This is a genomic window from Gemmatimonadota bacterium, from assembly GCA_016719105.1.
GTDB lineage: Bacteria > Gemmatimonadota > Gemmatimonadetes > Gemmatimonadales > Gemmatimonadaceae > SCN-70-22.
The window spans coordinates 68,937-93,135 of record JADKAQ010000002.1 but is presented as its reverse complement, the minus strand read 5'-3'; the positions used below and the strand labels follow the sequence as shown (position 1 = coordinate 93,135).

The 24,199-nt window shown below is 69.3% G+C and carries 18 protein-coding genes; 15 read left to right on the top strand and 3 right to left on the bottom strand.

The window, feature by feature from the left end:
* The 4 genes from IPN47_04060 (at position 1) to IPN47_04045 (ending at position 8,133) form a co-directional block, all read left to right on the top strand.
* Positions 1-3,135 (top strand): efflux RND transporter permease subunit, encoded by a 3,135-nt coding sequence (locus tag IPN47_04060; protein MBK9407221.1) that lies wholly within the window; start codon positions 1-3, stop codon positions 3,133-3,135.
* 153 nt (positions 3,136-3,288) lie between these two features.
* Positions 3,289-4,434: an acyl-CoA dehydrogenase family protein gene (locus IPN47_04055; GenBank protein MBK9407220.1), complete on the top strand. Its 1,146-nt coding sequence runs from the start codon at positions 3,289-3,291 to the stop codon at positions 4,432-4,434.
* Positions 4,435-4,455: 21 nt separating this feature from the next.
* Positions 4,456-5,997 (top strand): aminopeptidase P N-terminal domain-containing protein, encoded by a 1,542-nt coding sequence (locus tag IPN47_04050; protein MBK9407219.1) that lies wholly within the window; start codon positions 4,456-4,458, stop codon positions 5,995-5,997.
* A 30-nt stretch (positions 5,998-6,027) separates the two neighbouring features.
* A complete protein-coding gene (locus IPN47_04045) occupies positions 6,028-8,133 on the top strand; it encodes a S9 family peptidase (protein MBK9407218.1) in 2,106 nt (701 codons plus the stop codon).
* An 88-nt stretch (positions 8,134-8,221) separates the two neighbouring features.
* Here IPN47_04045 and IPN47_04040 read toward each other — a convergent pair whose 3' ends face one another.
* Entirely contained in the window at positions 8,222-10,066 is a 1,845-nt protein-coding gene (locus tag IPN47_04040; protein ID MBK9407217.1) for a M61 family metallopeptidase, read from the bottom strand.
* A 207-nt stretch (positions 10,067-10,273) separates the two neighbouring features.
* Here IPN47_04040 and IPN47_04035 point away from each other — a divergent pair, with 207 nt between their 5' ends.
* The 7 genes from IPN47_04035 (at position 10,274) to IPN47_04005 (ending at position 17,658) form a co-directional block, all read left to right on the top strand.
* On the top strand, positions 10,274-11,230 hold the full coding sequence (locus IPN47_04035; protein ID MBK9407216.1) for a DUF4349 domain-containing protein: 957 nt from the start codon (positions 10,274-10,276) through the stop codon (positions 11,228-11,230).
* Between the two features lie 35 nt (positions 11,231-11,265).
* On the top strand, positions 11,266-11,928 hold the full coding sequence (locus IPN47_04030) for an OPT/YSL family transporter (protein ID MBK9407215.1): 663 nt from the start codon (positions 11,266-11,268) through the stop codon (positions 11,926-11,928).
* An 86-nt stretch (positions 11,929-12,014) separates the two neighbouring features.
* On the top strand, positions 12,015-13,697 hold the full coding sequence (locus tag IPN47_04025) for an amidohydrolase (protein MBK9407214.1): 1,683 nt from the start codon (positions 12,015-12,017) through the stop codon (positions 13,695-13,697).
* A gap of 55 nt (positions 13,698-13,752) precedes the next feature.
* The gene (locus IPN47_04020; GenBank protein ID MBK9407213.1) at positions 13,753-14,115 is read left to right on the top strand and encodes a hypothetical protein; all 363 of its coding nucleotides are present in this window, start codon (positions 13,753-13,755) and stop codon (positions 14,113-14,115) included.
* A complete protein-coding gene (locus IPN47_04015) occupies positions 14,108-15,025 on the top strand; it encodes an ABC transporter substrate-binding protein (GenBank protein MBK9407212.1) in 918 nt (305 codons plus the stop codon). Before IPN47_04020 ends, IPN47_04015 begins: the two co-directional genes overlap by 8 nt.
* A 57-nt stretch (positions 15,026-15,082) precedes the next feature.
* On the top strand, positions 15,083-16,150 hold the full coding sequence (locus IPN47_04010; protein MBK9407211.1) for a M20/M25/M40 family metallo-hydrolase: 1,068 nt from the start codon (positions 15,083-15,085) through the stop codon (positions 16,148-16,150).
* 95 nt (positions 16,151-16,245) lie between these two features.
* Positions 16,246-17,658, top strand: a complete 1,413-nt coding sequence (locus tag IPN47_04005; protein MBK9407210.1) for a beta-lactamase family protein — start codon at positions 16,246-16,248, stop codon at positions 17,656-17,658.
* 89 nt (positions 17,659-17,747) lie between these two features.
* Here IPN47_04005 and IPN47_04000 read toward each other — a convergent pair whose 3' ends face one another.
* Positions 17,748-19,406, bottom strand: coding sequence for a HEAT repeat domain-containing protein (locus tag IPN47_04000; GenBank protein MBK9407209.1), 1,659 nt, complete (start codon positions 19,404-19,406; stop codon positions 17,748-17,750).
* A gap of 206 nt (positions 19,407-19,612) precedes the next feature.
* Here IPN47_04000 and IPN47_03995 point away from each other — a divergent pair, with 206 nt between their 5' ends.
* Complete coding sequence (locus IPN47_03995; protein ID MBK9407208.1) at positions 19,613-20,944, top strand: M28 family peptidase; 1,332 nt, start codon at positions 19,613-19,615, stop codon at positions 20,942-20,944.
* Positions 20,945-20,951: 7 nt separating this feature from the next.
* Positions 20,952-21,854, top strand: coding sequence for a histone deacetylase (locus tag IPN47_03990; protein ID MBK9407207.1), 903 nt, complete (start codon positions 20,952-20,954; stop codon positions 21,852-21,854).
* A gap of 56 nt (positions 21,855-21,910) precedes the next feature.
* On the opposite strand, the gene IPN47_03985 is transcribed toward IPN47_03990, so the two are convergent.
* Positions 21,911-22,687, bottom strand: coding sequence for a hypothetical protein (locus tag IPN47_03985; GenBank protein MBK9407206.1), 777 nt, complete (start codon positions 22,685-22,687; stop codon positions 21,911-21,913).
* Positions 22,688-22,831: 144 nt separating this feature from the next.
* On the opposite strand from IPN47_03985, the gene IPN47_03980 reads away from it, so the two are divergent.
* Both IPN47_03980 and IPN47_03975 read left to right on the top strand, forming a co-directional pair.
* On the top strand, positions 22,832-23,731 hold the full coding sequence (locus IPN47_03980; protein ID MBK9407205.1) for an alpha/beta hydrolase: 900 nt from the start codon (positions 22,832-22,834) through the stop codon (positions 23,729-23,731).
* A gap of 2 nt (positions 23,732-23,733) precedes the next feature.
* Positions 23,734-24,183, top strand: a complete 450-nt coding sequence (locus tag IPN47_03975) for a hypothetical protein (GenBank protein MBK9407204.1) — start codon at positions 23,734-23,736, stop codon at positions 24,181-24,183.
* Positions 24,184-24,199 lie beyond the last annotated feature (16 nt).

Genomic DNA, 24,199 nt, shown 5'->3' with positions numbered 1-24,199 from the left:
ATGCAGAAGCTCATCGAGTTTTCGCTCCGCAACCGGCTGTTTGTCATCGGTGGCGTCCTGACGATCGTCGGGCTCGGGCTGTTCGCGCTGATGCGCGTCCCGTTCGATGCCTTCCCCGACCTCACGGGGACGCGCGTCGAGGTGATCACCGTCGCCCCGGGGATGGCGCCGGAAGATGTGGAGCGCCTCGTGACCTACCCGTTGGAGTCCTCGCTGATGGGGATCCAGGGGGCCGACCAGGTGCGCTCGGTGTCGAAGTTCGGGCTGTCGCTCATCACGGTCCCGTTCCCCGACAAGATGGACATCTACTTCGCGCGGACGCTGGTGCAGCAGCGGCTCAACGACGCGAAGGGATCGTTGCCGGCGGGGGTGGAGGCCACGTTAGGCCCCGTCTCGACGCCGATGGGCGAGTTGTACCAGTACGTGGTCACCAGCGACTCGCTCTCGCTCACCGAACTCAAGACGCTGCAGGAGTACACCATCCGCCCGCGCCTGCGCACCGTGCCCGGTGTGTCCGAGGTGAACACGTGGGGCGGGTACACGGAGCAGATCCAGGTCGAGGTGGACCCGACGCGCCTGACGGCGCGCCGCCTGACGATCGATGACGTGCATCGGGCGCTCGCCGACAACAACATGTCGTTCGGCGGCTCCTACCTCGAGACGGGGGGCGAGCGCTACACGCTGCGCGGCCTCGGGCGCGTGGACCGGGCGCGCGACATCGAGCAGATCGTGATTGCCTCCGCCAACGGGATGCCGGTGCGCGTGGCCGACGTGGCCGAGGTGAAGATCGGTGCGCTCCCGCGGCAGGGGGCCGTCACGAAGGACGGCGCCGGCGAAGTCGTGAGCGGGATGGTGCTCAAGCTCAAGGGGGCCGACTCCCGGCGCGTGATCAAGGCGGTGCGCGAGCGCATGGAGGAGATCCGCGCCGCGATTCCGGCCCACGTGGAGATCACCCCGTTCTACGACCAGACCGACCTGGTGGGGCGCACGACGCGGACGCTGGCGAAGAACCTGATCGAGGGAGGGCTCCTCGTCATCGCGGTGCTCTTCCTCTTCCTGCGCAACGTGCGGGCCTCGCTCATCGTCGCCTCGGTCATCCCGCTCTCGATGCTCATCGCCTTTGGCGGGATGTTCTTCTTCGGCTATTCGGCCAACCTGATGAGCCTCGGTGCGCTCGACTTCGGCCTCATCGTCGACGCGTCGGTGGTGATGGTGGAGAACTTCGTGCGACGCCTGGAGCACGGCCGGGAAAGCGAACGGTTCACGCTCTTCCGCTCGGCGGCGGTCGAGGTGGGGCGCCCGATCCTGTTCGGCATCGCCATCATCGTCGCGGTCTACATCCCGATCTTCACGCTCGACGGGATGGAAGGGCGCATGTTCAAGCCGATGGCCTTCACGGTGGTGACGGCGGTGCTCGGCTCGCTCCTGCTCGCGCTCACCTACATCCCGTCGATCAGTGGCTGGCTCCTGCACCATCACGAGGAGAAGCCGAGCCCGTTCTTCGAGTCGCTCAACCGGAAGTACGCGAATGGACTGGAGTGGATCCTGGCCCGCGGCTTCCAGATCGTCGGCGTGTCGGTCGTGCTCGTCGCCATTGCGGTGGCCTCGTTAGGATGGATCGGGACCGAGTTCATGCCCAAGCTCAACGAGGGATCGATCCTGATCACCTCGCGTCGTCTCCCGTCCATCTCGCTGGATGAGGCGACCCGGCTGTCGCAGCAGGCCGAGCGCATCATCCGGAAGTTCCCCGAAGTGGTGACGGTGGTGACCAAGGAAGGGCGCCCCGACCTCGCGACCGAGGCGATGGGGCTGTTCGAGGGGGACATGTACGTCATCCTCAAGCCGCAGGACGAGTGGACGACGGCGAAAGACCAGGACGGACTGGTCACCGTGTTCGACTCGGTGCTCGCGGTGATCCCCGGCCTCGAGATCTCGTTCACGCAGCCGCTGCAGATGCGACTGGATGAGGCCGAGAGCGGGATCAAGACGGACCTCGGCATCAAGGTCGTCAGCAACAACATCGAGCAGAACCAGCGCCTGGCCGCGCAGATGCTGTCGATCATCAGCACGATCCCCGGCAACGCCGACGCCGCCGTCGAGGTGAGCGAAGGGTCGGGACAGATCGCCATTCGCATCAAGCGCGACGCCCTGGCGCAGTACGGGCTGTCGGTCGCCGATGTGCAGCGTCCGGTCGAGCTGGCGATGGGGTCGCAGGTGGCGAGCGAACTGGTCGACGGGCCGCGGCGCATCGGGATGGTGGTGCGCTACCCCGACGCGCAGCGCAACGACATCTCGGCGCTGTCGCAGCTCACCATCCGCACCCCGTCCGGTGCGATGGTCCCCCTGACGGCGGTGGCGGAACTCGTCTCCACGACCGGGCCGGAACTCATCGGCCACGAGGACGGGCAGCGGCGAGCGCTCGTGCTCAGCAACGTGCGCGGGCGAGACCTGGGGAGCTTCGTGCAGGAGGTGCGTGCGCGCATCGCCCGCGAGGTGCAACTCCCCGCGGGGACCTTCCTCGAGTGGGGCGGGCAGTACGAGAACCAGCAACGGGCGATGGGGCGCCTCACCATCGTCGTTCCGGCGGCGCTCCTCCTCATCTACCTGCTGCTCTTCGCCTCGTTCCGCTCCATCACGCAGTCGTTCCTCGTCCTCACCAACGTGCCCTTCGCCCTCGTCGGCGGGATCGCGGTGCTCTGGCTGCGCGGGCTCAACCTCAACCTGTCGGCCAGCATCGGCTTCATCGCGCTGTTCGGCATCGCGGTGCTCAACGGCGTCGTGCTCGTCTCGCACATGAACGCGCTGCGTGCCGGCGGACTCCCGCTCGATCTCGCGGTGCGCCGCGGCGCTGCCGATCGTTTGCGCCCGGTGCTCATGACCGCGTTGGTGGCGAGCCTGGGCTTCGTCCCGATGGCGCTCTCGCACAGCCCGGGGAGCGAGGTGCAGCGTCCGCTGGCCAGCGTGGTCATCGGCGGGCTGATCACGAGCACCATCCTCACCCTCTTCGTCCTCCCCACGCTCTACCTCGCCCTCGAGAAGTGGCGCGTGCGTCGGAAGTCGACAGAGGAGGCCGGGTGGAACGAGCCGGTGGTCGCGGCCCTCCCCGGAACGGCGACGGGCGAGTACGGCGTGTAGCATCGCCGCACCTGGCCTGACCACGCCACCGATAGCGGGCGCCTTCCCAGGGAGGCGCCCGTCGTCGTATCAGGGATTCCGCGCGCTACATTATCGGGGCCCGATGGCGGCACCGAAACGCCCCGGCCGCGCCCACTCGACCGCAACACTCCCATGACCGCCCCACTTACGACGTTCTCCGAAGACGAGCTCCTGTTTCGCGACGCTGTCGCCGCCTTTGCCGACGAGGAAGTCCGCCCCCTGGTGGCGGAGATGGAGCGCAACGGCAAGGTCGACTCCTCGATCATCGCCAAGGTCTTCGAACTCGGCCTCATGGGGATCGAAGTCGACGAAGCGCACGGCGGTGCCGGCGGCTCGCTGATGATGGTCGCCCTCGCCGTCGAGGAGCTGAGCAAGGTCGACGCGTCGGCCGCAATCCTCGTCGACGTGCAGAACACGCTGGTCGAGTACCCGCTGCGCACCTACGGCACCGACGCGCAGAAGGCCGAGTACCTCACGCGACTCACCGCGGGGACCGTCGGGTCGTACGCGCTCTCCGAGGCAGGGTCCGGCTCCGACGCCTTCGCGCTCGCCACGCGCGCGGAGCGTGACGGCGACGACTGGGTCCTCAACGGACGCAAGCTGTGGATCACCAACGGCGCCGAGGCCGGGATCTACATCGTCTTTGCCAATGCCAACCCCACCGCCGGCTACAAGGGGATCACCGCCTTCATCGTCGAGCGCGAATTCCCCGGCTTTGCCGTGGGCAAGAAGGAAGACAAGCTCGGCATCCGTGCCTCGAGCACGGTCGAACTCCTGCTCGACAACTGCCGCGTCCCCAACGCCAACGTACTCGGCACGGTGGGACAGGGGTACAAGATCGCCATCGATACGCTCAACGTGGGGCGCATCGGGATTGGGGCGCAGATGATCGGGGTCGCGCAGGGAGCACTCGCCGCAGCGACTGCCTACCTGAAGGAACGCCGTCAGTTCGGCAAGGCACTCGCCGAGTTCCAAGGAATCCAGTTCCAGGTGGCGCAGGCGGCCACTGAAGTGGAGGCGGCGCGGCTCATGGTGTACAACGCCGCCCGCCTGAAGGACGCCGGGCACGACATCGCCCGCGAAGGGGCCATGGCCAAGCTCTTCTCGTCGCAGGTGTGCGAACGCACCACCTCGCTCTGCGTCGAGCTGCTCGGCGGGTACGGCTACACCAAGGATTACCCGGTCGAGAAGTTCTACCGTGACGCCAAGATCGGGACGATCTACGAAGGAACGTCCAACATGCAGCTGCAGACGATCGCCAAGGCCGTGCTGAAGTAGCCCACCCGTCCTGCCCCCATCATGCGACGACTCGCGTCACGCCCCGCCCCCCTCCTCGCGGCCCTCTCGCTCGCGGCGCTGTGCGCGTTGCCGCTGGCGGCGCAGGTCCCGCTCGCCGAACACGCCGCCCGCCGCGCCGCGCTCGCCGAGCAATTGGGCGACGGCGTCTTCGTCGCGCGGGGCGCGGTATCGCCGGTGCAGGACTACATGTCGTTCTTCCAGTCGCCCGGCTTTCTCTATCTCACGGGCTATCGCGAGGCCGACGCCACGCTGCTCATGACCCGCAAGGGGGACAACGTCCGCTGGACGCTCTTCGTGCAGGGGAAGAACCCGGCACAGGAAGTGTGGAGTGGAAAACGGAACGGCCCCACCCTCGCGGGTCAGCTCACCGGTCTCGCCGCTCGCCCGATCGGCGAGTTCCAGCCCGCGCTCGACTCGGCGCTCGACGGCGCCTCGACGCTGCGCGTCCTCGCCGACCTGTCGGAGGGGGGCGATACGCTGAACGGCGACGACCGCTTCGTGCGCGAGTTGCGGGCGGCTCGCCCCACGCTCTCCATCGCCAGCGCCAATACCGTGGTCGCCAAACTGCGCGGCACCAAGAGCGCGGCCGAGCTGGAGATCATTCGCAAGGCGGTCGCCGTCTCGATGGACGCGCATCGTGAGGCGATGCTCGCCGTGGAGCCGGGGATGAACGAGTTCGAGATCCAGGCGCTGGTGGAGTACATGTTCCGGCGCAACGGCGCCGACCGCCCGGCCTACGCCTCGATCGTCGGCTCCGGGGAGAACTCCACCACGCTGCACTACAACAAGGACGACCGCTTCGTGAAGGCGGGCGACATCATCGTGATGGACGTAGCGGCGCAGTACCAAGGCTACGCTGCGGACATCACGCGCTCGTTTCCGGTGAGCGGAACCTTCACGCCCGAGCAGCGCGCCGTGTACCAGGTCGTGCGCGACGCGCAGGCCGCCGCCGAGCGCAACATCAAGCCGGGGAAGCCGGCGCGCACGATGAGCGACTCTGCGCGCGCCGTGATCGCCGCCGGGCTCGCACGACTCGGCCTCATCGAGTCACCGGACGCCACGTACGACTGTGGCGAGGGGACGCAGCAGCGGCAGTGCTCGCAGGTAGGGCTCTACTACATGCACGGGCTGGGTCACGGCATCGGCCTCGAGGTGCACGATCCCGACCAGTACTACTACACGGGGATCGTGAACCCGGGGAGCGCCTTCACGATCGAGCCGGGGATCTACGTGCGAGGCAACCTGCTCGACATCCTCCCGAAGACGCCCCGCAACGCGCAGTTGGTGGCGGCCATCGGGGCCACGGTGCGCAAGTACGCCGACATCGGCGTGCGCATCGAGGACGACTATGTGGTGACGGAAGAGGGGGTCGAGTGGGTGAGCTGCGGCCTCCCGCGCGAGGCCGACGAGATCGAGGCGATGATGCGCGGGTCCTATCGCGGCGCGCCGGCGCGCGACGCGGCCAAGGTCGAGTGGTACAAGTCCGACAACGCGCGCCCCGCTCCCCGATACCAGCGCCCCAATGCGTGCGTGAAGATGTAGCTGTCGTTTCACCCGAACACCGAGTTCGCCATGCGATCGCCTTCGCTTCTCCTCTCGGTCCTGGCCGCGGCCGCGCTCGTTGGCGGTTCGCCGCTCGCCAGCACCCCACTGCAGGCCCAGGCACGCCGCGCCATCACCTGGGATGACAACGCTCGCCTGCGCGCCGTAGCCGATCCCCAGCTCTCCCCGGATGGCGCGCGCGTCCTCTACGCCGTGCGCACCACCGATGTGGAGGCCAACCGTCGACTCCCGGCGACCTACGTGATCCCGGTGGCGGGCGGGGCCCCGCGCCGCTGGCCCAACGATTCGGTGCCGGCCACCGAGGCGCGCTGGTCACCCGACGGGACGCGCGTGGCGTACATCGCCCAGGGGCAGTTGTGGGTCGCCGCCGCCGACGGGAGCGCGCCGCGCCGCCTGACGACGCTCAACGGCGGTGCATCGGGCCCGGTCTGGTCGCCCACCGGCGACCGCATCGCCTTCACGTCGTCGGTCTACCCCGATTGCGGCGACGACGCGTGCAACGCGGCGCGCGACAAGGCCAAGGACGCCAGCAAGGTCAAGGCGCGCGTCACCGAAACGCTGCTCTATCGCCACTGGACGAGCTGGGACGAGGGGGCGCGCTCGCACCTCTTCGTGGTTGCGCCTGACGGCAGCGCCCTGCAGGACCTCACCGCCGGGGCGCGCTATGACGTGCCGGTCCCGCCCTTCGGTGGCAGCGAAGGGTATGCCTTCGCCCCGGACGGACGCGAAGTGGCGTACACCGCCAAGGATGCCGGACGCGAGGACGCCTGGTCCACCGACGTCAACGTCTACACAGTGCCGGTGACCGGCGGCGCGCCGACCGTCATCACCGCCAGCAACAAGGGGGCCGACCAGAACCCGGTCTACTCGCCCGACGGCCGCTTCATCGCGTACGCCTCACAGGCGCGCGCCGGCTTCGAGGCCGACCGCTGGCGCCTCTTCCTGTACGACCGCGCGGCGCGCACCGCTCGCGAGGTCGCCCCCGCGTGGGACCGCAACGCCGAATCGTACTTCTTCACCCCTGACAGTCGAAGCGTGTTCGTCGGGACCGGCGATCACGGGCGCGACAAGCTCTTCCGCTTCGCCCTCACCGCGAGCGGCGTCGCCATCGGCGCCCCCACGGCCGAGATCACCGCCAACAACAACGTCGGCTTCACCCTCTCGCGCGACGGGCGCACGATGGCCTGGTTGCGCGATGCGGCGCACACGCCGGCCGAGGTCTGGGTGCGCGCCGAGATCCCGTCGCGCGAACCCGTGGGGCGCGAGCGCCAGCTCACGCACGAAAACGACGCCGCCATCGCCCAGCTGTCGCTCAACCCGGCCGAGGACTTCTGGTTCGCCGGTGCGTTAGGCGATTCGGTGCACGGCTTCGTCGTGAAGCCCCCCAACTTCGACCCGGCCAGGAAGTACCCGGTGGTCTTCCTCATCCACGGCGGCCCGCAGGGGGCGTGGCTCGACAACTGGGGCGGGCGCTGGAGCTTCCAGCTCTTTGCCTCGATCGGTGCCGCGGTGGTCGCCATCAACCCGCGCGGCTCGACGGGCTATGGGCAGGCCTTCACCGACGGCGTGACGAAGGACTGGGGAGGCAAGGCGTACGACGACCTCATGAAGGGGCTCGACGCCGCGCTGATGAAGAACCCGTGGATGGACGGGTCCCGCGTTGCGGCTGCCGGTGGCTCCTACGGCGGCTACATGGTCAACTGGATCGCCGGGCACACCGATCGCTTCAAGGCGCTCGTCTCGCACGCCGGCATCTTCAACCTCGAGAACATGTACGGCGCCACCGAGGAGATCTGGTTCACCGACTGGGAGTTCGGGGGCCCGTTCTGGCAGAAGAAGGCGATGGACGAGCAGTACCGCCGCTGGTCGCCGCACCTGTCGGCGCAGGACATGAAGACCCCGATGCTCGTGATCCATGGCGAGCAGGACTTCCGCGTCCCGTACTACGAAGGCGTATCGCTCTTCACCGCGCTCCAGCGGCAGGGGGTCCCGTCGCGCTTCCTGGTCTATCCCGACGAGGGGCACTGGATCCTCAAGCCGCAGAACTCGCGCCTGTGGTACAACGAGGTGCTGGGGTGGATCACCAAGTACGTCGCCCCCAAGGTGACGAGCTAGCCGCCCGATCCCGACAGATGCAACGCACGACGGGGGCGCCACCTGGCGCCCCCGTCGTCGTTTCCCCGCCGTGTCGTGGCGCGGGAGGCTACGGGTCGACCTTCCCCGTCATGATCCCGCGCCGCACGCGCCGCGCCTTGGGCGAGGCCGAGGGGTCGAAGATGATCCGCTGCGACGTGCTGATCGACATGCGCACCGCAATCGTCAGCGTGAGTTCACGTCCGCCTCGCTTCACCTTGAGCGGGATCTGCTGCCCTTCGGCCTTTCCGTACCGGGCGCGGAACTTCGTCCCGAACCCCTCGGCCACCGGGATCTCGCCCACGCTGATCAACTCGTCCCCCGACTTCACCCCGGCGGCCTCGGCGGCGCCACCCGGCTCCAGCTCAGTGACGACCACCGCCGTCCCCGCGGAGTCCATCGCCGTGAGTACGCCGATGCGCGGCTCGCGCAGCGTGTCGACCTTGAGCCTGAGCCCCGCCAGCGGCAACGTGGTGCCCCACGGGAACGGCTCGCGGCCGTCGATGTAGCGCGCGTTGAAGTCGGTGAAGCCCTTCCCCTTCGCGGCGCGCGTCACCGCCCCCCACCAGTCCTGGGCGGTGAACCCCTTCCCCGTCTTGTACGTCTTCTGGTACACCTCGCGCATCACGTCATCGAGCCCCGCCGCGTTGTCGCTGGCGTCGCGAATGAGGATGTCGAGCAGCAGCCCGGCGAGCGACCCCTTGGGATAGTAGAGGTACCCGGTCCCGTCGGTCGGGTGCATCCACGTGGAGAGCGACGCGTCCTCGAGCGCGACGGCGGGGGCCGCGGCGACCTCCTCGATCTTCCCGGTCGTCACCGCCAGGAAGTCGGTGGAGTCGATGACGCCGCCGCGCACCAATGCGAGATCGGCGTAGTAGTCGGTGATCCCCTCGCTCACCCAGAGCCACGTGGTGGGCTGCGCCCGATCGTAGCGGTACGGGACCATGTCGGTCGGGCGCATCCGCTTCACGTTCCACAGGTGAAAGATCTCGTGCGCCGTGATGGACGGGAATGCGGGGTTGCCGATGATGTACGGCGTGTAGATGCCGAGGTGCGAGTTGGCGTGCTCCAGCGCGCTCCCCCCCTGCGACGACGAGTCGAAGACGGTGAGGATCGTGTACGTGTCGTACGGCACGTCGCCCCCCATCGCGTCGATCATCGGCGGGAACATGCGTTGCACCTGCTCCCAGAAGGTGCGACGCTCGTCGCGCGCCAGCTGCCCCTCGGGATACGATGCCACGCGCACCCACTTGCCCTGCACCTGTTGCGAGTCGACATCGAACGCCCCGACGAAGAAGGGCATGTCGACCAGGTCGTGGTAGTTGCGCGCGCTGTAGCTGCGCGCCCCGCCCGCCGGCATGCCGGTCGTCACCTTCCACGTCGGCTCGGTCGTGACGGTCACCGTCGCGCCGAACGCCGGGTCACGCCCCTCGGGATAGAGGAAGAGGTTGGTCCCGTTGAAGAAGGCGAAGTCGTCGCGCGACCACGCCATCGCATTGTCCAGCGAGTCGGCACGATAGTCGAACGTGACCGTCACGGCCTTCGCGCCGGCAGGTGCAATGCGCCAGGTGTCGGCGTCGAGCTTGTCCCACGTGAGCGGCCTGCCGTCGGAGGTGGCCGCAAACTGGTGGACGTGGCGGGCGAAGAACGACAGCTCGTATGCCCCGGGGGTCCACGCCGGGAGCGAGAGCAGGACGGGCTCCCGCCCGGTGACCGCGAAACGCGTCGTGACCTTGAGGACCCGCTCGGCCGCCGTCGCCCTGGTGAAGGACACCTCGTACCGCAGGTCGCTCACCGGCGCCGAGATGTCGGCAGCCTTGGCGCCCCCCCGCTGGCCGGCGACCGGCGCCGACAGTGCGAGCGAAGCGAACGGAACGAGGAGCGGGGCTGCGGCGCGGCGCGACAGGAATCGCATGACGTCTGGGAAAGAAGTGCGGGAAAGCTAACCCACCCCGGTTGCGACGGTCGGGGGAGCGGTCATGAGCCGAGAACGCGCACGGTGCCGCGTGCTGATTCGGGGGAGCGACACCCGGCGTGTGCAAGTTCGGCGTCGGGCGACGTCTCCCTTCCAGACCGGCGGATCACCCGCCGGGCATCCCTCTCAGCCTCCTGGAGACGCACCATGTCGCGCCCGCTTCGCTCCCTCATCCCGCTCTCACTCGTCGCGGCCGCCCTGGTCGCCGCCTGCGGAGACCGTGCCTCGGGCCGTCAGGCGCTCCTCCCCAGCGAGTCGTCCCTCGCGAGCCCCGCCCCTGCCGCGGACATGGTCGCCGCCCCCGAGGCGATCGCGGCGCGCGGAATCTCGTCGGAGAAGGTGTCCGCCGAGGGTGGGGCGCAGGCGACGCTGGACCAGGCCACCGCCGCCCAGGGGGGAGCGGCGTCGGCGACGTCGATGATCATCCGCACCGGGACCGCCTCGGTGCAGGTCGACTCGCTCGAACTCGCCATCGCCGCCGTGCAGCGCATCGCCACCGCGTTAGGCGGATGGGTCGGCAACACCTCGCTGTCGGCCGGCGCCTACGAAGTGCGCAGCGCCACCATCGAGCTCAAGGTCCCCTCGGCGCGGTACGACGAGGCGCTGGCCGGGCTGCGCCCCATCGGCAAGGTCGAGACGGTCAACTCCACGGCCGAGGACGTCGGCGAGGAGTTCGTCGACCTGTCGGCCCGCACCGCGAATGCGCGCCGACTCGAGGAGCGCCTCGTGACGCTCCTGGCCACGCGCGCGGGCAAGCTGGAGGACGTCCTGAACGTCGAGCGCGAGCTGGCCCGTGTGCGTGAGGAGATCGAGCGCTACGAGGGGCGCCTGCGTTACCTCAAGACGCGCGTTGCCACCAGCACGCTCACCGTCACCGTGCACGAGCGCGCCCCGCTCGTGAGCCCCACCCCGGGGGAGAACATCCTCGGCGAGGCGTTCAAGGACGCGTGGCGCAACTTCGTCCGCTTCGTCGCCGCCTTCATCGCCTCGTTAGGGACTGTCATCCCGGTGGCCGTGCTCCTCGCCATCGGCGCGCTGGCCTGGCGCCGCTTCCGCCCGCGGCGCCTCGCCCCGGTGCTCCGCGCGAGCGAGACACAGTCGTAGGGCCAATCGGCGTCAGCTCGAACCCCATCTCGGGGATGACGGTTGCGACCGTGCTGATGACCGCACTCTTGTTCCTGGCGGTGGGGTGGACCGGGATCGAGCACCGCGTCCTCGCCCTGTCCATCGGCGGCGTGGTCTGCGTCTCGGCCGCCGTGGCGGCGGCGACGTCGCAGCATCTCAAGACCGGCTTCCTGGTCGGCGCCACCCCCAAGCGCCAGCAGATCGGCCTCGTCTTCGGCGCCGTGACCTCCGCGCTCCTCGTGGGCGGGATGATTCACTTCCTCAACGGCGCCAAGTCGACGATCGTGACGCGCGTCTTCCTCGCCATCGCCCTCGAAATCCTCGGCCTCCCGTCGCTCCCCATCGCGGTCGACGCGTACCTCCCCATCTCGACCTCGGCCACGATGTTCGTGGATAGGGTGCTGCGCTGGCTCATCGATCGCAAGCTGGGCCCCGAGGAGCGCGAGGAACCGGAGGCCGACAGCGGGCCTGGCGTCCTCTTCTCGTACGGACTCATCGCCGGCGGTGCCATCATGGGGGTCATCCTCGCCGCGCTCGCCGCCAAGCCGTTCGACGGCGCCTTCGACATGGAAGAGGCGATGGGGGCGTTAGGCGCCAACTCGCCGTTCGCGATGGCGGCGTACCTCGTCATGATCGCCGTGCCGCTGTTCCTCGTGGCAAGGCGCAAGCGGGCGTAGCGCCTCCCCTCCGGACCACGCACATTCCCTGCACCCGAGGGCGCGGCATTCCCGCGTCCCCCGTTTGCCTATTCCATGGTCATCCGATGACGCGCTCGCACCTGATCGCCGCCGCCCTCTGCGTCGCTGCACCCACGGTCCGCGCCCAGGCGCCCGACCTCATCGTCACCAACGCCCGCATCTACACGGTCGACCAGAACCGCCCGGTCGTCGATGCCATGGCGATTCGCGGCGGGCGCATCGTCGCCACCGGGCCGGCGCGCCTCATCACCGCGATGAAGGGGAGCAGCACGCAGGTCGTCGACCTGGACGGCAAGACGGTCATCCCGGGGATGATCGACGCGCACGTGCACCTGATGGGACTCGGGCAGGCATTGCAGACGGTCGACCTGCGCGGCACCACTTCGTACGACGAGATCATCGCCCGGGTGGCCGAGCGAGCGAAGGGGACGCCCGCGGGGCGGTGGATCATGGGCGTCGCGTGGGACCAGAACGATTGGGCCGACACTCGCTTACCCACGCACGACAAGTTGAGTGCCGCCGTTCCGGGGCACCCGGTCTTCCTCTTCCGTGTGGACGGGCACGCCGCCCTGCTCAACGCCGCGGCGATGAAGGCCGCGTCGATCACCGCCAGCAGCAAGGACCCGTTCGGCGGCCGCATCGAGCGCGCCGCCAACGGCGCCCCCACCGGCGTGCTGGTCGACGCGGCGATGTCGCTCGTGGAGAAGGTCATCCCACCGCCCTCGACGGACGAGCTGCGCGCCGCCGCGACGGCCGCCACGCAGGAGCTGAACCGCTGGGGGCTCACCAGCGTGCACGACGCCGGCGTGGGGAAGGAGTCGATCGACGTCTTCGAGGCGTTGGCGAAGGAAGGGAAGTTCCCGCTGCGCAACTACGTCATGATCGCCGGCGACAGCGCCAACCTGGCCTACTACTTCGGGCGCGGGCCGCAGTCCGGGCTCTACGACGGGCATCTCTGGATCAAGGCGATCAAGATGGTCGCCGACGGCGCGTTAGGCTCGCGCGGCGCCTCGCTCCTGGAACCGTACAGCGACGACGCCAAGACGACCGGCTTGACGCTCACCCCGGCCGGCGCGGTGCGCCGCGTGGGCGCCGAGGCGCTCCGTCGCGGCTTCCAGCTCAACGTGCACGCCATCGGCGACCGTGCCAACCGCACCGTGCTCAACGAGTTCGAGGCGGCCCTCTCCGCCGTCCCCTCGGCAGACCATCGCTTCCGTATCGAGCACGCGCAGATCATCCACCCCGATGACATTCCGCGCTTTGCGCAGTTGGGGGTGATCCCGTCGATGCAGGCCTCGCACCAGACGAGCGACATGTACTGGGCCGGCAATCGCCTGGGGCAGCAGCGCCTGCTCGGGGCGTACGCCTGGCGCTCGCTCCTCAACAGCGGCGTCATCATCCCCAACGGGAGCGACCTCCCGGTGGAGAAGTCCAACCCGCTCATCTCCTTCCATGCGTCGATCGCGCGGCAGGACGACAACAACTGGCCGGTGGGCGGCTGGTTCCCCGAGCAGCGCATGACGCGCGACGAGGCGCTCAAGTCGATGACGATCTGGGCCGCCTGGTCGGCGTTCATGGAGAAGGAGGTCGGGTCGCTCGAGGCCGGCAAGTATGCCGACTTCGTCGTGCTCGACCAGGACATCATGCGCATCGCCCCGGAACTCGTCCTCCAGACCAACGTGCTCTCGACCTGGGTGGCCGGCAAGCCGGTGTACCGCCGCGAAGCGCGCACGCACGTCCCCAATTGAGCATGAAGGCAGTCCGTCAGCTGCACTCCTCCCACTATCACGCGCCATGAACCCGATGATGCTGATTCGCCTGGCGATGACGACGGGCGTCCTGATGTTCGGCGGGATCACCTGGTTCATCCGCCGCGGCGGCGACGCCCCGACCTTCGATCCGGCCAACGCCAACACGCTGCTCTGGGCGGCACGCGCCGTCTGGGGCGCCTCGATGGCGGCCTGCATGATCCTCTTCTTCGCCCTGCGCAACGCGCGCCGTCCCGCCCAGGTGAAGACGCTCTCCCTCGTGGGCTGGGCGGCCGGCGAGGCGGTGGCGCTGATGGGCGGGGTGGTCTGGTTCCTCACCGGCAACACCCAGTGGTACTCGTTCGGCCTCGTCTACCTCGTGCTCACTTTCCTCGCCTTCCCTGCCCCGCGTGAGTGAGGCGCGCGTCGTCTCGCTCCTTCCCGCGGCCACGGAGATGATCGCGGCGCTGGGGGCGTGGGACCGACTGGTGGGCGTCACGCACGAGTGCGACCATCCGGCAGCGGCCTTGCACCTGCCGAAGGTCACCAGCAGCATCGTCGATCCCGGAGCCAGCGCCGCCGCGGTCGACCTTGCGGTGCGCGACGCCGTCGCCAGCGGCGCCGCCCTCTTCACTCTCGACGAGGCACGCCTGCGGGCGCTGCAGCCCTCGATCCTCGTCACCCAGGGACTCTGCGACGTCTGCGCGGTCGCCGAGGGAGACGTGTTCCGGCTGGCGGCGTCGCTCCCGGTCCCGGCGACCGTCGTTTCGTTAGGCGCGCGGACCCTGGACGAGGTGCTCGACTCCCTGCTCACCCTCGCCCACGCGCTGGACGCCGACGACGAAGGGGCCGAGCTGGTGGCCGGCCTGCGCGCCCGCATGCGCCGCGTGCACGAGACGCTCAAGGCCGCGCGCGCCCCGCGCCCGCGGGTCGCGGTGATCGAGTGGACCGACCCCCTCTACGTGGCGGGACACTGGGTCCCCGACATGGTGCGCCGAGCCGGTGGCATCGACGTCGCGGCAACCGCGGGCGAACACTCGTACCCACGACCGGTGGCGCAACTTCGCGACGCCGACCCGGAGGTACTCGTCTTTGCCCCGTGCGGGTATGGGCTCGCCCGAGCGTGTGACGAGGCGCGGCTCACGCTCGCACGCGACGAGTGGCGTTGGGCACGCGATCGCCGCGTCGTCGTCATGGACGGCAACGCCTTCACGTCGCGCCCCGGACCTCGCCTCATCGACGGAATCGAGATCATGGCTCGGCTCTTCAATCCCAAACTGTTCTCGCCGCTCCTCCCCGATCGCGGGGCGGCAATTTCGCCCGGGTAACGCGGGCGTGGCTCTTGCCCCTGCTCGTAGCTTTGTCGCTTCTCCAGCCTTCGACTCATGCTTTCTGCCGAATCCGTCGCATTCCTCAAGCGGCTGCTCGATACCCCAGGCCCCTCCGGCTTCGAGTCGGCCCCCGCGCGCCTGTGGCGCGAAACCGCCTCTGCCTTCGCCGAGGTCTCGGCCGACGTGATCGGCAACAGCATGGCCGAGGTGAAGGGGGGCAACGAGGTGACGATCATGCTCGCCGGCCACATCGACGAGATCGGGGTCATCGCCACCTGGGTCGATGACGGAGGGCTCGTCTACATCGCCCCTATCGGCGGCTGGGACACGCAGGTCCTCGTGGGGCAGCGTATCCGCTTCGCCGGGCGCAACGGCGACGTAGTCGGCGTCGTGGGCAAGAAGCCGATTCACCTGATGAAGCCCGATGAGCGCGAGAAGGCCTCGAAGATCACCGACCTCTGGGTCGACATCGGCGCCGCTTCCCGCGACGAGGCGCTGGCCGTGCTGAGCGTCGGCGATGCCGGGGTGATCGACTCCAGGACCATCGACCTCCCCAACCAGCGGATTGCGTCTCGGTCCATCGACAATCGCATCGGCGCGTTCGTCGTCTTCGAGGCGCTGCGTCGTTATGCGGCCCGGCCTGGCGCCGCACGCGTCGTCGCCGTGGCCACGGCGCAGGAGGAGATCGGGCTGCACGGGGGCGGCGCGCTCGTCGCGGCTTCGCGCATCAACCCGAAGATGGCGATCGCGGTCGACGTCACCTTCGCCACCGACCACCCGGGGCCGGAAAAGAAGGAGGTCGGGGAACACAAGCTGGGTGGGGGGCCGGTGCTCACACGCGGCTCGGTCAATTCCCCGGTGGTCTACGCGCTCCTGCGCGACACCGCCAACCGGCTGGCCATTCCGTTCTCGGTGCATGCGGCGGGTCGCGACACCAGCACCGACGCCGACTTCATCCACCTGGCGCGCGAAGGGGTGGCAACCGCGCTCGTCTCCGTCCCCAACCGCTACATGCATTCCCCCAACGAGATGGTCTCGCTGGAAGACCTGGATCGCGCGGCCGAACTGATCGCGGAGGCGTGCCGCAGCGTGTCGGGGGCGACGGACTTCACCGCCCGGTAGCGGCGGTCGCCGGCGAAACCTCGGCAGTGGCGCCCGCGTAGGGGACGGAGCATTTTGTATACAATTCCGCCCGCCATCCCTCCCGCCCCGCCACCATGCTTACCTCGCGCCTCCCGTTCGCCGGCGCCTGCCGAACCGGCTTCCTGTTCGCCGGGCTCTGCGTAGCCGCCACATTCACCCCCACCGCTACCGCCCACGCCCAGCGGGGCAACGGCGCCGGAGTCGGGAAGGCGATCGACTCGGTCGTGACGTCCTTCCTCAAGGAAGGGCAGGCCGCCGGCCTGTCGGTCGCGGTGGTGCGGGGCAAGGACACGCTCGCCCTCAAGGGATACGGCAAGGCCGACCTCGAGCTCGACGTCCCCACCCCGCGGCGCGCCGTCTACGAAATCGGCTCGGTCACCAAGCAGTTCACCTCCGTCGCCCTCCTGATGCTGCGCGACGAGGGGAAGCTCTCGCTGGACGACGACTTCACCAAGTACCTCCCCGACTACCCCACCAATGGGCGCCGCATCAGCGTCCGGCGTCTCCTCGATCACACCTCGGGGATCAAGGGGTACACCGAGATGCCGGAGTTCGGGCCGATGATGGTGCGCGACCTCCCCAAGGACTCGCTCGTCGCGCTCTTCGCCAAGGAGCCGTTCAACTTCGAGCCCGGCGAACGCGAGATCTACAACAACTCTGCCTATTTCCTCGCGGGGCTCATCATCGAGAAGGTCTCGGGGAAGTCGTACGCGGACTTCGTCAAGGAGCGCATCTTCGACAAGGTCGGGATGAAGGACTCCTACTACTGCTCCGAGTCGACGATCATCAAGGGCAAGGTGAAGGGCTACGACATGAGCCCGAAGGGGCTCGTGAACAAGGGCTTCATTCGCCACACCTACCCGTACGCCGCGGGCTCGTTATGCGCGACGGCCGGTGACCTGCTCGCCTGGAACCGCGCGCTGCACGGGGGCAAGGTGCTTCCTCCCTCGTCGTACCAGGAGCTGATCACCCCCTCGTCGCTCAACGACGGCACGAAGCTGCGCTACGCGCTCGGCATCGCGCTCCACGAGGTGCGCGGTCATCGCGTCATCGAGCACGGCGGCGGCATCAACGGCTTCCTCTCCGCCTCGAACTACTTCCCCGACGAGGATGCGGTCATCGTCGTCCTCTCCAACTCGACGGGCATCCCCGCCGACCCGGTTGTCGCCGCGATTGCCGACCGGGTGTTCGGCAAGAAGTCGCTCTCGTCGCAGCCGTACACCGCCGCGCTCAGCGACCTCACCGGCACCTACGCGGGGGTCGGGCGCGGAATGCAGCTCACGGTGAAGATCACCGCCGAGGGGCAGAAGCTGCTCGCCACGGTTCTCATGGGTCCCGACGCCAAGCCGGCCCCGTTGCGTTATGTCGGCAACGATACGTGGGACCTCGACGGGCAGCGGTTGACCTTCGTGCGCGACGGGGGGAAGGTCACCCGGCTCAAGGTCGACATGGTCTACGGTTACTCGCAGCTCGATCGGCAGCCCTGACACCGCCGGCCGGCCACTGGCGACACGCAGTTGCAGGAGATGGCACGAGAGGTCGCCGGCGCGCCGGCGACCTCTCGTGCCATGGAGCCCTAGCGTCCGGTGAGCGTCGTCCCCTGTGCGTGCGCCACGAGGGCGCGCTCGACGCTGCTGCGCACCTCGCGGTCCTTGTCGGTTTGCAGCCGACGGAGGACCGACAGGGCAGCCGGTGTCCCGGCATCACCCAGCGCATGGACCGCCGCCTGGCGGTAGGCCGAGGTCTTGCGATTGAGCAGCGTCCCCGGCTGCGCCGCCTGCGTCAGCGCCTCCACCGACGCGTCGGTCGGGTGCGCGCCTAACGCATGCAGCAGGGCATGCTGCAGCTCGGGATCGTCCTCCTTGTCGAGCGCCTGCAGCAGCGCCGGGACCGCGCGGGCCAGGCGCGCGGACGCCAAGCCATGCACCGCCTGCAACCGCACGCCGGCATTGGCATCGGTGAGCAGGTGCTGCACCGCATGCAGCCCTCGCGCCGTCCCCAGGCGCGACAGCGCCCCGACCGCGGCGCGGCGCACGCGGGAATCGGAGTGCTTGAGCGTCGTGATGAGCTGTGCGTCGCTCGACTGTACCCCCATCTCGCCCAGCAACTCGGCGGCGTTGCGGACCACGTACCACCGCTGGTCCTGCAGCAGGTGCACCAGCGGATCACCCGCGGCCTGGCAGCGAGGGATCATCGAACGATACGCGCGGCGTTCCGACGCCAGGGTCGCGGACACCATCAGCTCGAGCAACACCTCGGCCCCGACATCGCCGGCGCGCACGAACAACGGGACCAGTCCCTCGCGCAGGTCGCGACGCCGGGCCGCGAGTTGCGCCAGCCCGCGCAGGATCCCCGGCTTGCACAGCCGCCGGATGTGGATCAGGAAGGCGCGCTTCGCGTCGGCGTCGCTGACCTCCGGTTCGCGAGCAACGACGCGTTGCAGCAACGCCCCCGCCTCGACCCAATGCCCGTCGCGGGCGAAGTCCTCCACCAGCCGCGAGAGATCGTCGAGCAGCTGTGGCGCCGTCTCTTTCGTGAGGTCACCGGCCAAGCGCTGCACGACGTCGTCGATCCCCCGCCCCATCCCGTTGCGAGAGAACGCCGCCTCCACCATCCGATCCTCGTCTCCATCGCGCTCCCCCCCCGGCGTGGGGATCCGCTCCATCCCCGCGGCCGGCGTCGGCGACCCGATGCCGAGCTCGCGGACCTGTGCCGCCGCCGGCGACACCGGTCCGTCGATCGCCAGCATGCCGATCGCGGGGGTACGTGCCGGGGGAGCCGCCGGGATTCGCGAGGTCGCGATTGGCGTCGCGCGACGCACGAACCCCATGCGCCCGAGACGGAGCTCGATGCTCGTCAGGCGAAGCTCCTTCGCCCGGGCATCGAAGTTGGCCCCCTCGTCACCGTGCACGGGACGGCTCGCGAGGATCCGTGCCACCCCCAGGACGTCGGCTGCCCGCGTCTGCGGGGCAAAGTCGAACAACGCCACCGAGTGCCCCGCCATCCGCTTCGCCAGTTCGCTCAGCCACGGAACCTCAGCCGGCACTGGAACGAGCTGTGAGGCCGCGGCGATCGCGCGATGCAGCTCCGCCAACGACAGGACGCTCCCGTCCTCGCGCAACGCGCCAAGGGCCGCGCGCAGCGCCTGCTTCTGCTCATCGGTTGAGGAGGCCCGGTTGACCAGGAGCCAAACCAGCTGGGCGAAGGCCCGGGTGGAATCGAGGATCGACGACATGGAATGGGGCGAAGGGCAGGCGGAGTCCCTGTAGAGACTAGGACGCGCTAATACCTCTTGGCGAAACGACTTCGCCCACCTTGGTGCCCTACCTCCTTCCGCGGCCGACCCCCGGTGCTTGCCCCACGCAGCATCAGCCCCTCTCCCGCTGTTCGCCCCCTGTCACCACCGATATCCTTGCGATTGTCGCCACCCTTCGGGTGCCCATGACTCGCCGCTCGCTCCGCCCCGCCGCTCTTGCCGCCCTGATGGCGGCCACCCCGCTCGCGCTCGCGTGCCACGGCGCCGGCGTCCCGGCTCCGGCCCGGACGGCCCCCGATTCGGCGCGCCTGGCCGCCGATGTGCGCACCTTGGCCGGCGATGCCTTCGCCGGTCGCCTGACCGGAACGCCGGGCAACGACTCGGCGCGCGCCTGGATCGCAGACCGCTTCCGCGCGCTCGCCCTCGTGCCGCTCATCCGTCCGCAGCCCTGTCCTGCCGACTGCGCGCCGGGCTATGAACAGCGCTTCGTCGCGACGTCAGCCGTCGCCCGACGCGCCGGGCTGCCGAGCGAGATGCCCACCGGCAATGTGGTCGCCATGATCCCCGGTCGTGACCCCGCTCGGCGCGGGCAGGTCGTCGTGCTCGGGGCACACTTCGATCATCTCGGGCGAGCCGGCGTCAACGCACTCGACCCCGAGGCCCGCGACGCGATTCGCAACGGCGCCGACGACAATGCCTCCGGCGTCGCGACGATTCTCGAACTCGCGCGACTGCTCAAGGCACGCCCGCCGGCCCGTTCGGTGGCGATCGTCGCCTTTACCGGCGAGGAACTCGGGCTGCTCGGCTCCGCCTGGTTTGTCGACCATGCGCCGTTCGCACTCGACTCGGTCCAGGCGATGCTCAACTTCGACATGGTGGGACGTCTGCGCGACGACCGGCTGATGGTGTACGGCACCGCCACGGCGACCGAACTCGCCGCCATCGTGGACTCTGCCAACATCGCGCCGGCGTTCAGGATCGTCGCCATCGGCGATGGGACCGGGCCTTCCGACCACGCGTCGTTCTACCTCAAGAACCTCCCGGTCCTGCACTTCTTCACCGACCTGCACGACGACTACCATCGCGCCACCGACGACGCGGAACGGATCAACGCTGCCGGCATGGCACGCGTCGTCGGCCTGGCCGAGCGCATCACGCGCACGCTGGCCGACCGCCCGTCGCGCCTGACCTTCGTTCGTGGACCCGTGACCGCGTCGCGCATGGGGGCCACCACGCGCCGCGGTCCGCAACCGTACCTCGGCTCCGTCCCCGACATGGGGGCCGTGGAGACGAAGGGATTGCGGCTGTCGGCGATCCGCCCCGGGTCGCCAGCCGAGGCGGGAGGGCTCAAGGAAGGCGACGTGATCGTCGAGTTGGGGGGGAAGGCCGTCACCGACCTGTATACGTATACCGACGCGCTCTTCGCGTATGCCCCCGGCGATCAGGTGGAGATCGTCGTGCTGCGTGCCGGCGCCCGTGTCACGGTCCGGGTAACGCTCGGCCGACGACCCGGCTAACGGACGGATGTCGCTGCACGCCTGGACGTCGGCTCGCTACGTCGTCCCCCTCCCGCCCGGGCACCGCTTTCCGATCGAGAAGTACGAGCGCCTCCGCCAGCGTGTGCTGGCCGAGGGGCTCGTTGCGTCGGAGTGCTTGCACGAGCCGCCGCGCGTCACGCGTGCGCAGCTGCTCCGCGTTCACACCCCCGAGTACGTCGACCGCCTGACGAGTGGGACGATGACCGCGGCCGAGGTGCGGCGGCTCGGCTTCCCATGGTCGCCCGACCTCGTGGAGCGTTCGTTGCGCGCCGTGGGCGGGACGTGCCAGGCGGTGCGCACCGCGCTGGAACTCGGGGTCGCGATAAACCTCGCGGGGGGGACGCATCACGCCTTCGCCACGCACGGCGAGGGGTTCTGCGTCTTCAACGACGTCGCCGTGGCGATTCGAGAGGCGTTGGCCGCCGGACGCATCGCGCGCGCGGCGATCATCGACCTCGATGTGCACCAGGGCAACGGAACGCACGCGATCTTCGCCGACGAGCCACACGTCTTCACCTTCAGCATGCACGGCGGGAAGAACTACCCGTTCCACAAGGTGAACGGCGACCTGGACATCGAGCTCGACGACGGCACCGGCGACGACGAGTACCTCGCGCGGCTCCACGACGCGCTCCCGCGCGTCCTCGCCGGGGCCGCGCCCGACCTGGTGGTCTACCTCGCCGGGGCCGACCCACACGAGGGGGATCGACTCGGCCGACTCGCCCTCACCTTCGACGGACTCGCGCGGCGCGACGCCATGGTCCTGCAGGCGGCACGCGAGGTGGGGATTCCGGTCGCCATCACCATCGCCGGCGGCTACGGGCGCAACATCGATGACACCGTGGAGGTGCACTGCCGCACGGTACGCGTGGCCAGCGGCTACGCCTGACGCACCACGCCTGACGAGCGGCGTGGCGCGGACGAATCACACAGAATCGAGCACGTCTAGCGCCGCCGGCGCCCAAACTCGGCGATGCGCACATCGACATCGCGGTCGACATGGATGCCGAAGATCCCGTCGGTGGACTCGAGCTTGCCAGGGCCGATGACGAGCGCGCGCGGGAAGGTGGCCACTGCGGTCCCATTGATCAGGCAGGAGACGTTGGACTGATCGACGGACCACGAGATGGCGTTGCTCGCCTTTCCCGAGGCATCGGCGCGCCGGATCGCCCCGCTCGCCTTGCGCTCGACGAGCGTGTGCAGCTCGCCGCCGAAGCGGTGCTTCACGGAGAAGACGCCACTCCCGAAAACGGCACAGTAGAGATAGTTGTACTCCTTGCCATCGAGCGACGTCCCGCCGATGAACGGACCGTACGAGCCCGGCGGAGTGCTCGCGCGCCGCTGCGTGAAGCTCCCCCACACCGTGAAGGCGGCCGAGGCGGTATCCGCCGGGTTCCAGAGCGTGGCCGCGGGTCCACCCGTCACGTGCAACGCTGCGGAGTCGCCCTCGACCTTCACGTCGGCGAGCGTGCGCCCGGCCTTCTCCTCCTGCGGATCGAGCCGGGCCTTCCATCCGGTGGGGAGCGTCGCCACGGGAGCCGCCGCGGTCGACGACACCGCGGCTGGCCGCCGCGCCTGTGCCCGGGCCGTCGCCTGGGGTGCAGCGGCGATGGCGGCCATCACGACCACCGCCCGCACCGCGGTCATCGCTCCCCTCGCCGTCGTCGGTCGCACCACATGCCGCGCCACCGTCAGCGCCTCCTGCCGTCGCACTCGCCGCATCGATCCTCCCGTCGCGTCGATTCGTCGCCTGGCCCGCCGCGCGTCGCGCGTGCATGCCGACACGGCGCAGATTAGCGCGCTCCCCGGGTGACGGCCAGCGCCGCGGGAGGGGCGAGCGCGCTCGATGCCCCATAGTTTTGCCGCATGCCGCTCCCCATCCCTGCTCCCCGCATCGACGGCGCCACCGCCTCCACCGCCGTTCCACTCTATTGGTGCGCCTACGGCGCCGAGTCGTCGTCGCGACTGCTCGTGCTGCACGGCGGGCCCGGCGCGCACCACGAGTACCTCCTGCCGCAGATGCTCACGCTCGCCAGCCGGAGCGAACTGCTCTTCTACGACCAGCGCGGGGGCGGGCGCTCGCGCACCGACGATCCCACGCCGATCACCTGGCAGGTACATGTCGAGGATCTCGGACGGGTCGTGCAGGAGCTGGGCGTCCACCCGCTGACCCTCGTAGGCTACTCGTGGGGGGCGATGCTGGCGATCCTCTACACGCTCGAAGCAGCCAAGCGGCACACCCTCACGCCGCCGCACCGGCTCGTCCTCATCGATCCGGCCCCGTTGTCCCGACGCTGGCGCGACGAGTTCGAGGCCGAGTTCGTGCGACGACAGGGGGGGCCTGAGGTGGCGCGCCTGCGCGCCGAGCTGGCGGCGAGTGGGCTCAAGGAGACCGACCCGGCCGCCTATCGCCAGCGCACCTTCGAGCTGAGCGTCGCCGGGTACTTCTCGCACCCCGAGCGCGCCCGGGACCTGACCCCCTTTCGCGTCACCGGACGTGTGCAACAATCAGTTTGGGAGTCGCTCGGCGACTTCGACCTCATTCCCCTGCTGTCGGCCATCGACGTGCCGACACTTCTCGTGCACGGATGGGCGGACCCGATTCCCGTGGAATCGACGCTGGCCGCGGCGCGTGCCTTACGCGCCCGGTGCGTCGTCCTAGAGGCAAGCGGCCACGTTCCATACGTCGAGCAGCCTGATGCGCTCTTTGGCGCCATCGAGCAATTCCTGGAGGACACTTCCGAGAGCGCCGCCCTGGGGCGTTGACCATGACCGCACCGATCGAGCAGATCCACGTCACCACCGTCGAGATCGACGAACGCCGCTTCAATGTCTCCCTCTCGGTGGAGTTCGACGGGATCGAGCACGTCGGGCACCTCTGGTTCGAGGACGAGGAGTGGGATGACGACGGTCTTCGCGACCACGGCGCGATCCCGGGGCAGTCGCCCGAACAGGTGCTCTCCCACGCACGGCAGCTGAGCCAGGCCGAGTTGACGCTGCGCTTCCGGCGGGCCCAGAGCGACAAGCGCCGATTCCACGGCCTGCGTCGCGTCACCGACGATGTCCTGAACAACATCCGCTACCTCAACAAGGTGGCGACCTCGATGCGCGCCGGACTGCTCGATGTCGAAGAGGCCGCCGCGGAGATCGACGAGACCGAGAAGAAGCTCCACGACATGGTCGGACAGCTGCGCAACTACGCAGGCGTGACCGCCTGAGCTGACGACGTCCCCC

What these genes read in the sequence shown, in the direction of transcription:
- IPN47_04060 (MBK9407221.1), top strand. Translation starts at nt 1, where the DNA reads ATGCAGAAGCTCATCGAGTTTTCGCTCCGCAACCGGCTGTTTGTCATC.
- IPN47_04055 (MBK9407220.1), top strand. Translation starts at nt 3,289, where the DNA reads ATGACCGCCCCACTTACGACGTTCTCCGAAGACGAGCTCCTGTTTCGC.
- IPN47_04050 (MBK9407219.1), top strand. Translation starts at nt 4,456, where the DNA reads ATGCGACGACTCGCGTCACGCCCCGCCCCCCTCCTCGCGGCCCTCTCG.
- IPN47_04045 (MBK9407218.1), top strand. Translation starts at nt 6,028, where the DNA reads ATGCGATCGCCTTCGCTTCTCCTCTCGGTCCTGGCCGCGGCCGCGCTC.
- IPN47_04040 (MBK9407217.1), bottom strand. Translation starts at nt 10,066, where the DNA reads ATGCGATTCCTGTCGCGCCGCGCCGCAGCCCCGCTCCTCGTTCCGTTC.
- IPN47_04035 (MBK9407216.1), top strand. Translation starts at nt 10,274, where the DNA reads ATGTCGCGCCCGCTTCGCTCCCTCATCCCGCTCTCACTCGTCGCGGCC.
- IPN47_04030 (MBK9407215.1), top strand. Translation starts at nt 11,266, where the DNA reads ATGACGGTTGCGACCGTGCTGATGACCGCACTCTTGTTCCTGGCGGTG.
- IPN47_04025 (MBK9407214.1), top strand. Translation starts at nt 12,015, where the DNA reads ATGACGCGCTCGCACCTGATCGCCGCCGCCCTCTGCGTCGCTGCACCC.
- IPN47_04020 (MBK9407213.1), top strand. Translation starts at nt 13,753, where the DNA reads ATGATGCTGATTCGCCTGGCGATGACGACGGGCGTCCTGATGTTCGGC.
- IPN47_04010 (MBK9407211.1), top strand. Translation starts at nt 15,083, where the DNA reads ATGCTTTCTGCCGAATCCGTCGCATTCCTCAAGCGGCTGCTCGATACC.
- IPN47_04005 (MBK9407210.1), top strand. Translation starts at nt 16,246, where the DNA reads ATGCTTACCTCGCGCCTCCCGTTCGCCGGCGCCTGCCGAACCGGCTTC.
- IPN47_04000 (MBK9407209.1), bottom strand. Translation starts at nt 19,406, where the DNA reads ATGTCGTCGATCCTCGATTCCACCCGGGCCTTCGCCCAGCTGGTTTGG.
- IPN47_03995 (MBK9407208.1), top strand. Translation starts at nt 19,613, where the DNA reads ATGACTCGCCGCTCGCTCCGCCCCGCCGCTCTTGCCGCCCTGATGGCG.
- IPN47_03990 (MBK9407207.1), top strand. Translation starts at nt 20,952, where the DNA reads ATGTCGCTGCACGCCTGGACGTCGGCTCGCTACGTCGTCCCCCTCCCG.
- IPN47_03985 (MBK9407206.1), bottom strand. Translation starts at nt 22,687, where the DNA reads ATGCGGCGAGTGCGACGGCAGGAGGCGCTGACGGTGGCGCGGCATGTG.
- IPN47_03980 (MBK9407205.1), top strand. Translation starts at nt 22,832, where the DNA reads ATGCCGCTCCCCATCCCTGCTCCCCGCATCGACGGCGCCACCGCCTCC.
- IPN47_03975 (MBK9407204.1), top strand. Translation starts at nt 23,734, where the DNA reads ATGACCGCACCGATCGAGCAGATCCACGTCACCACCGTCGAGATCGAC.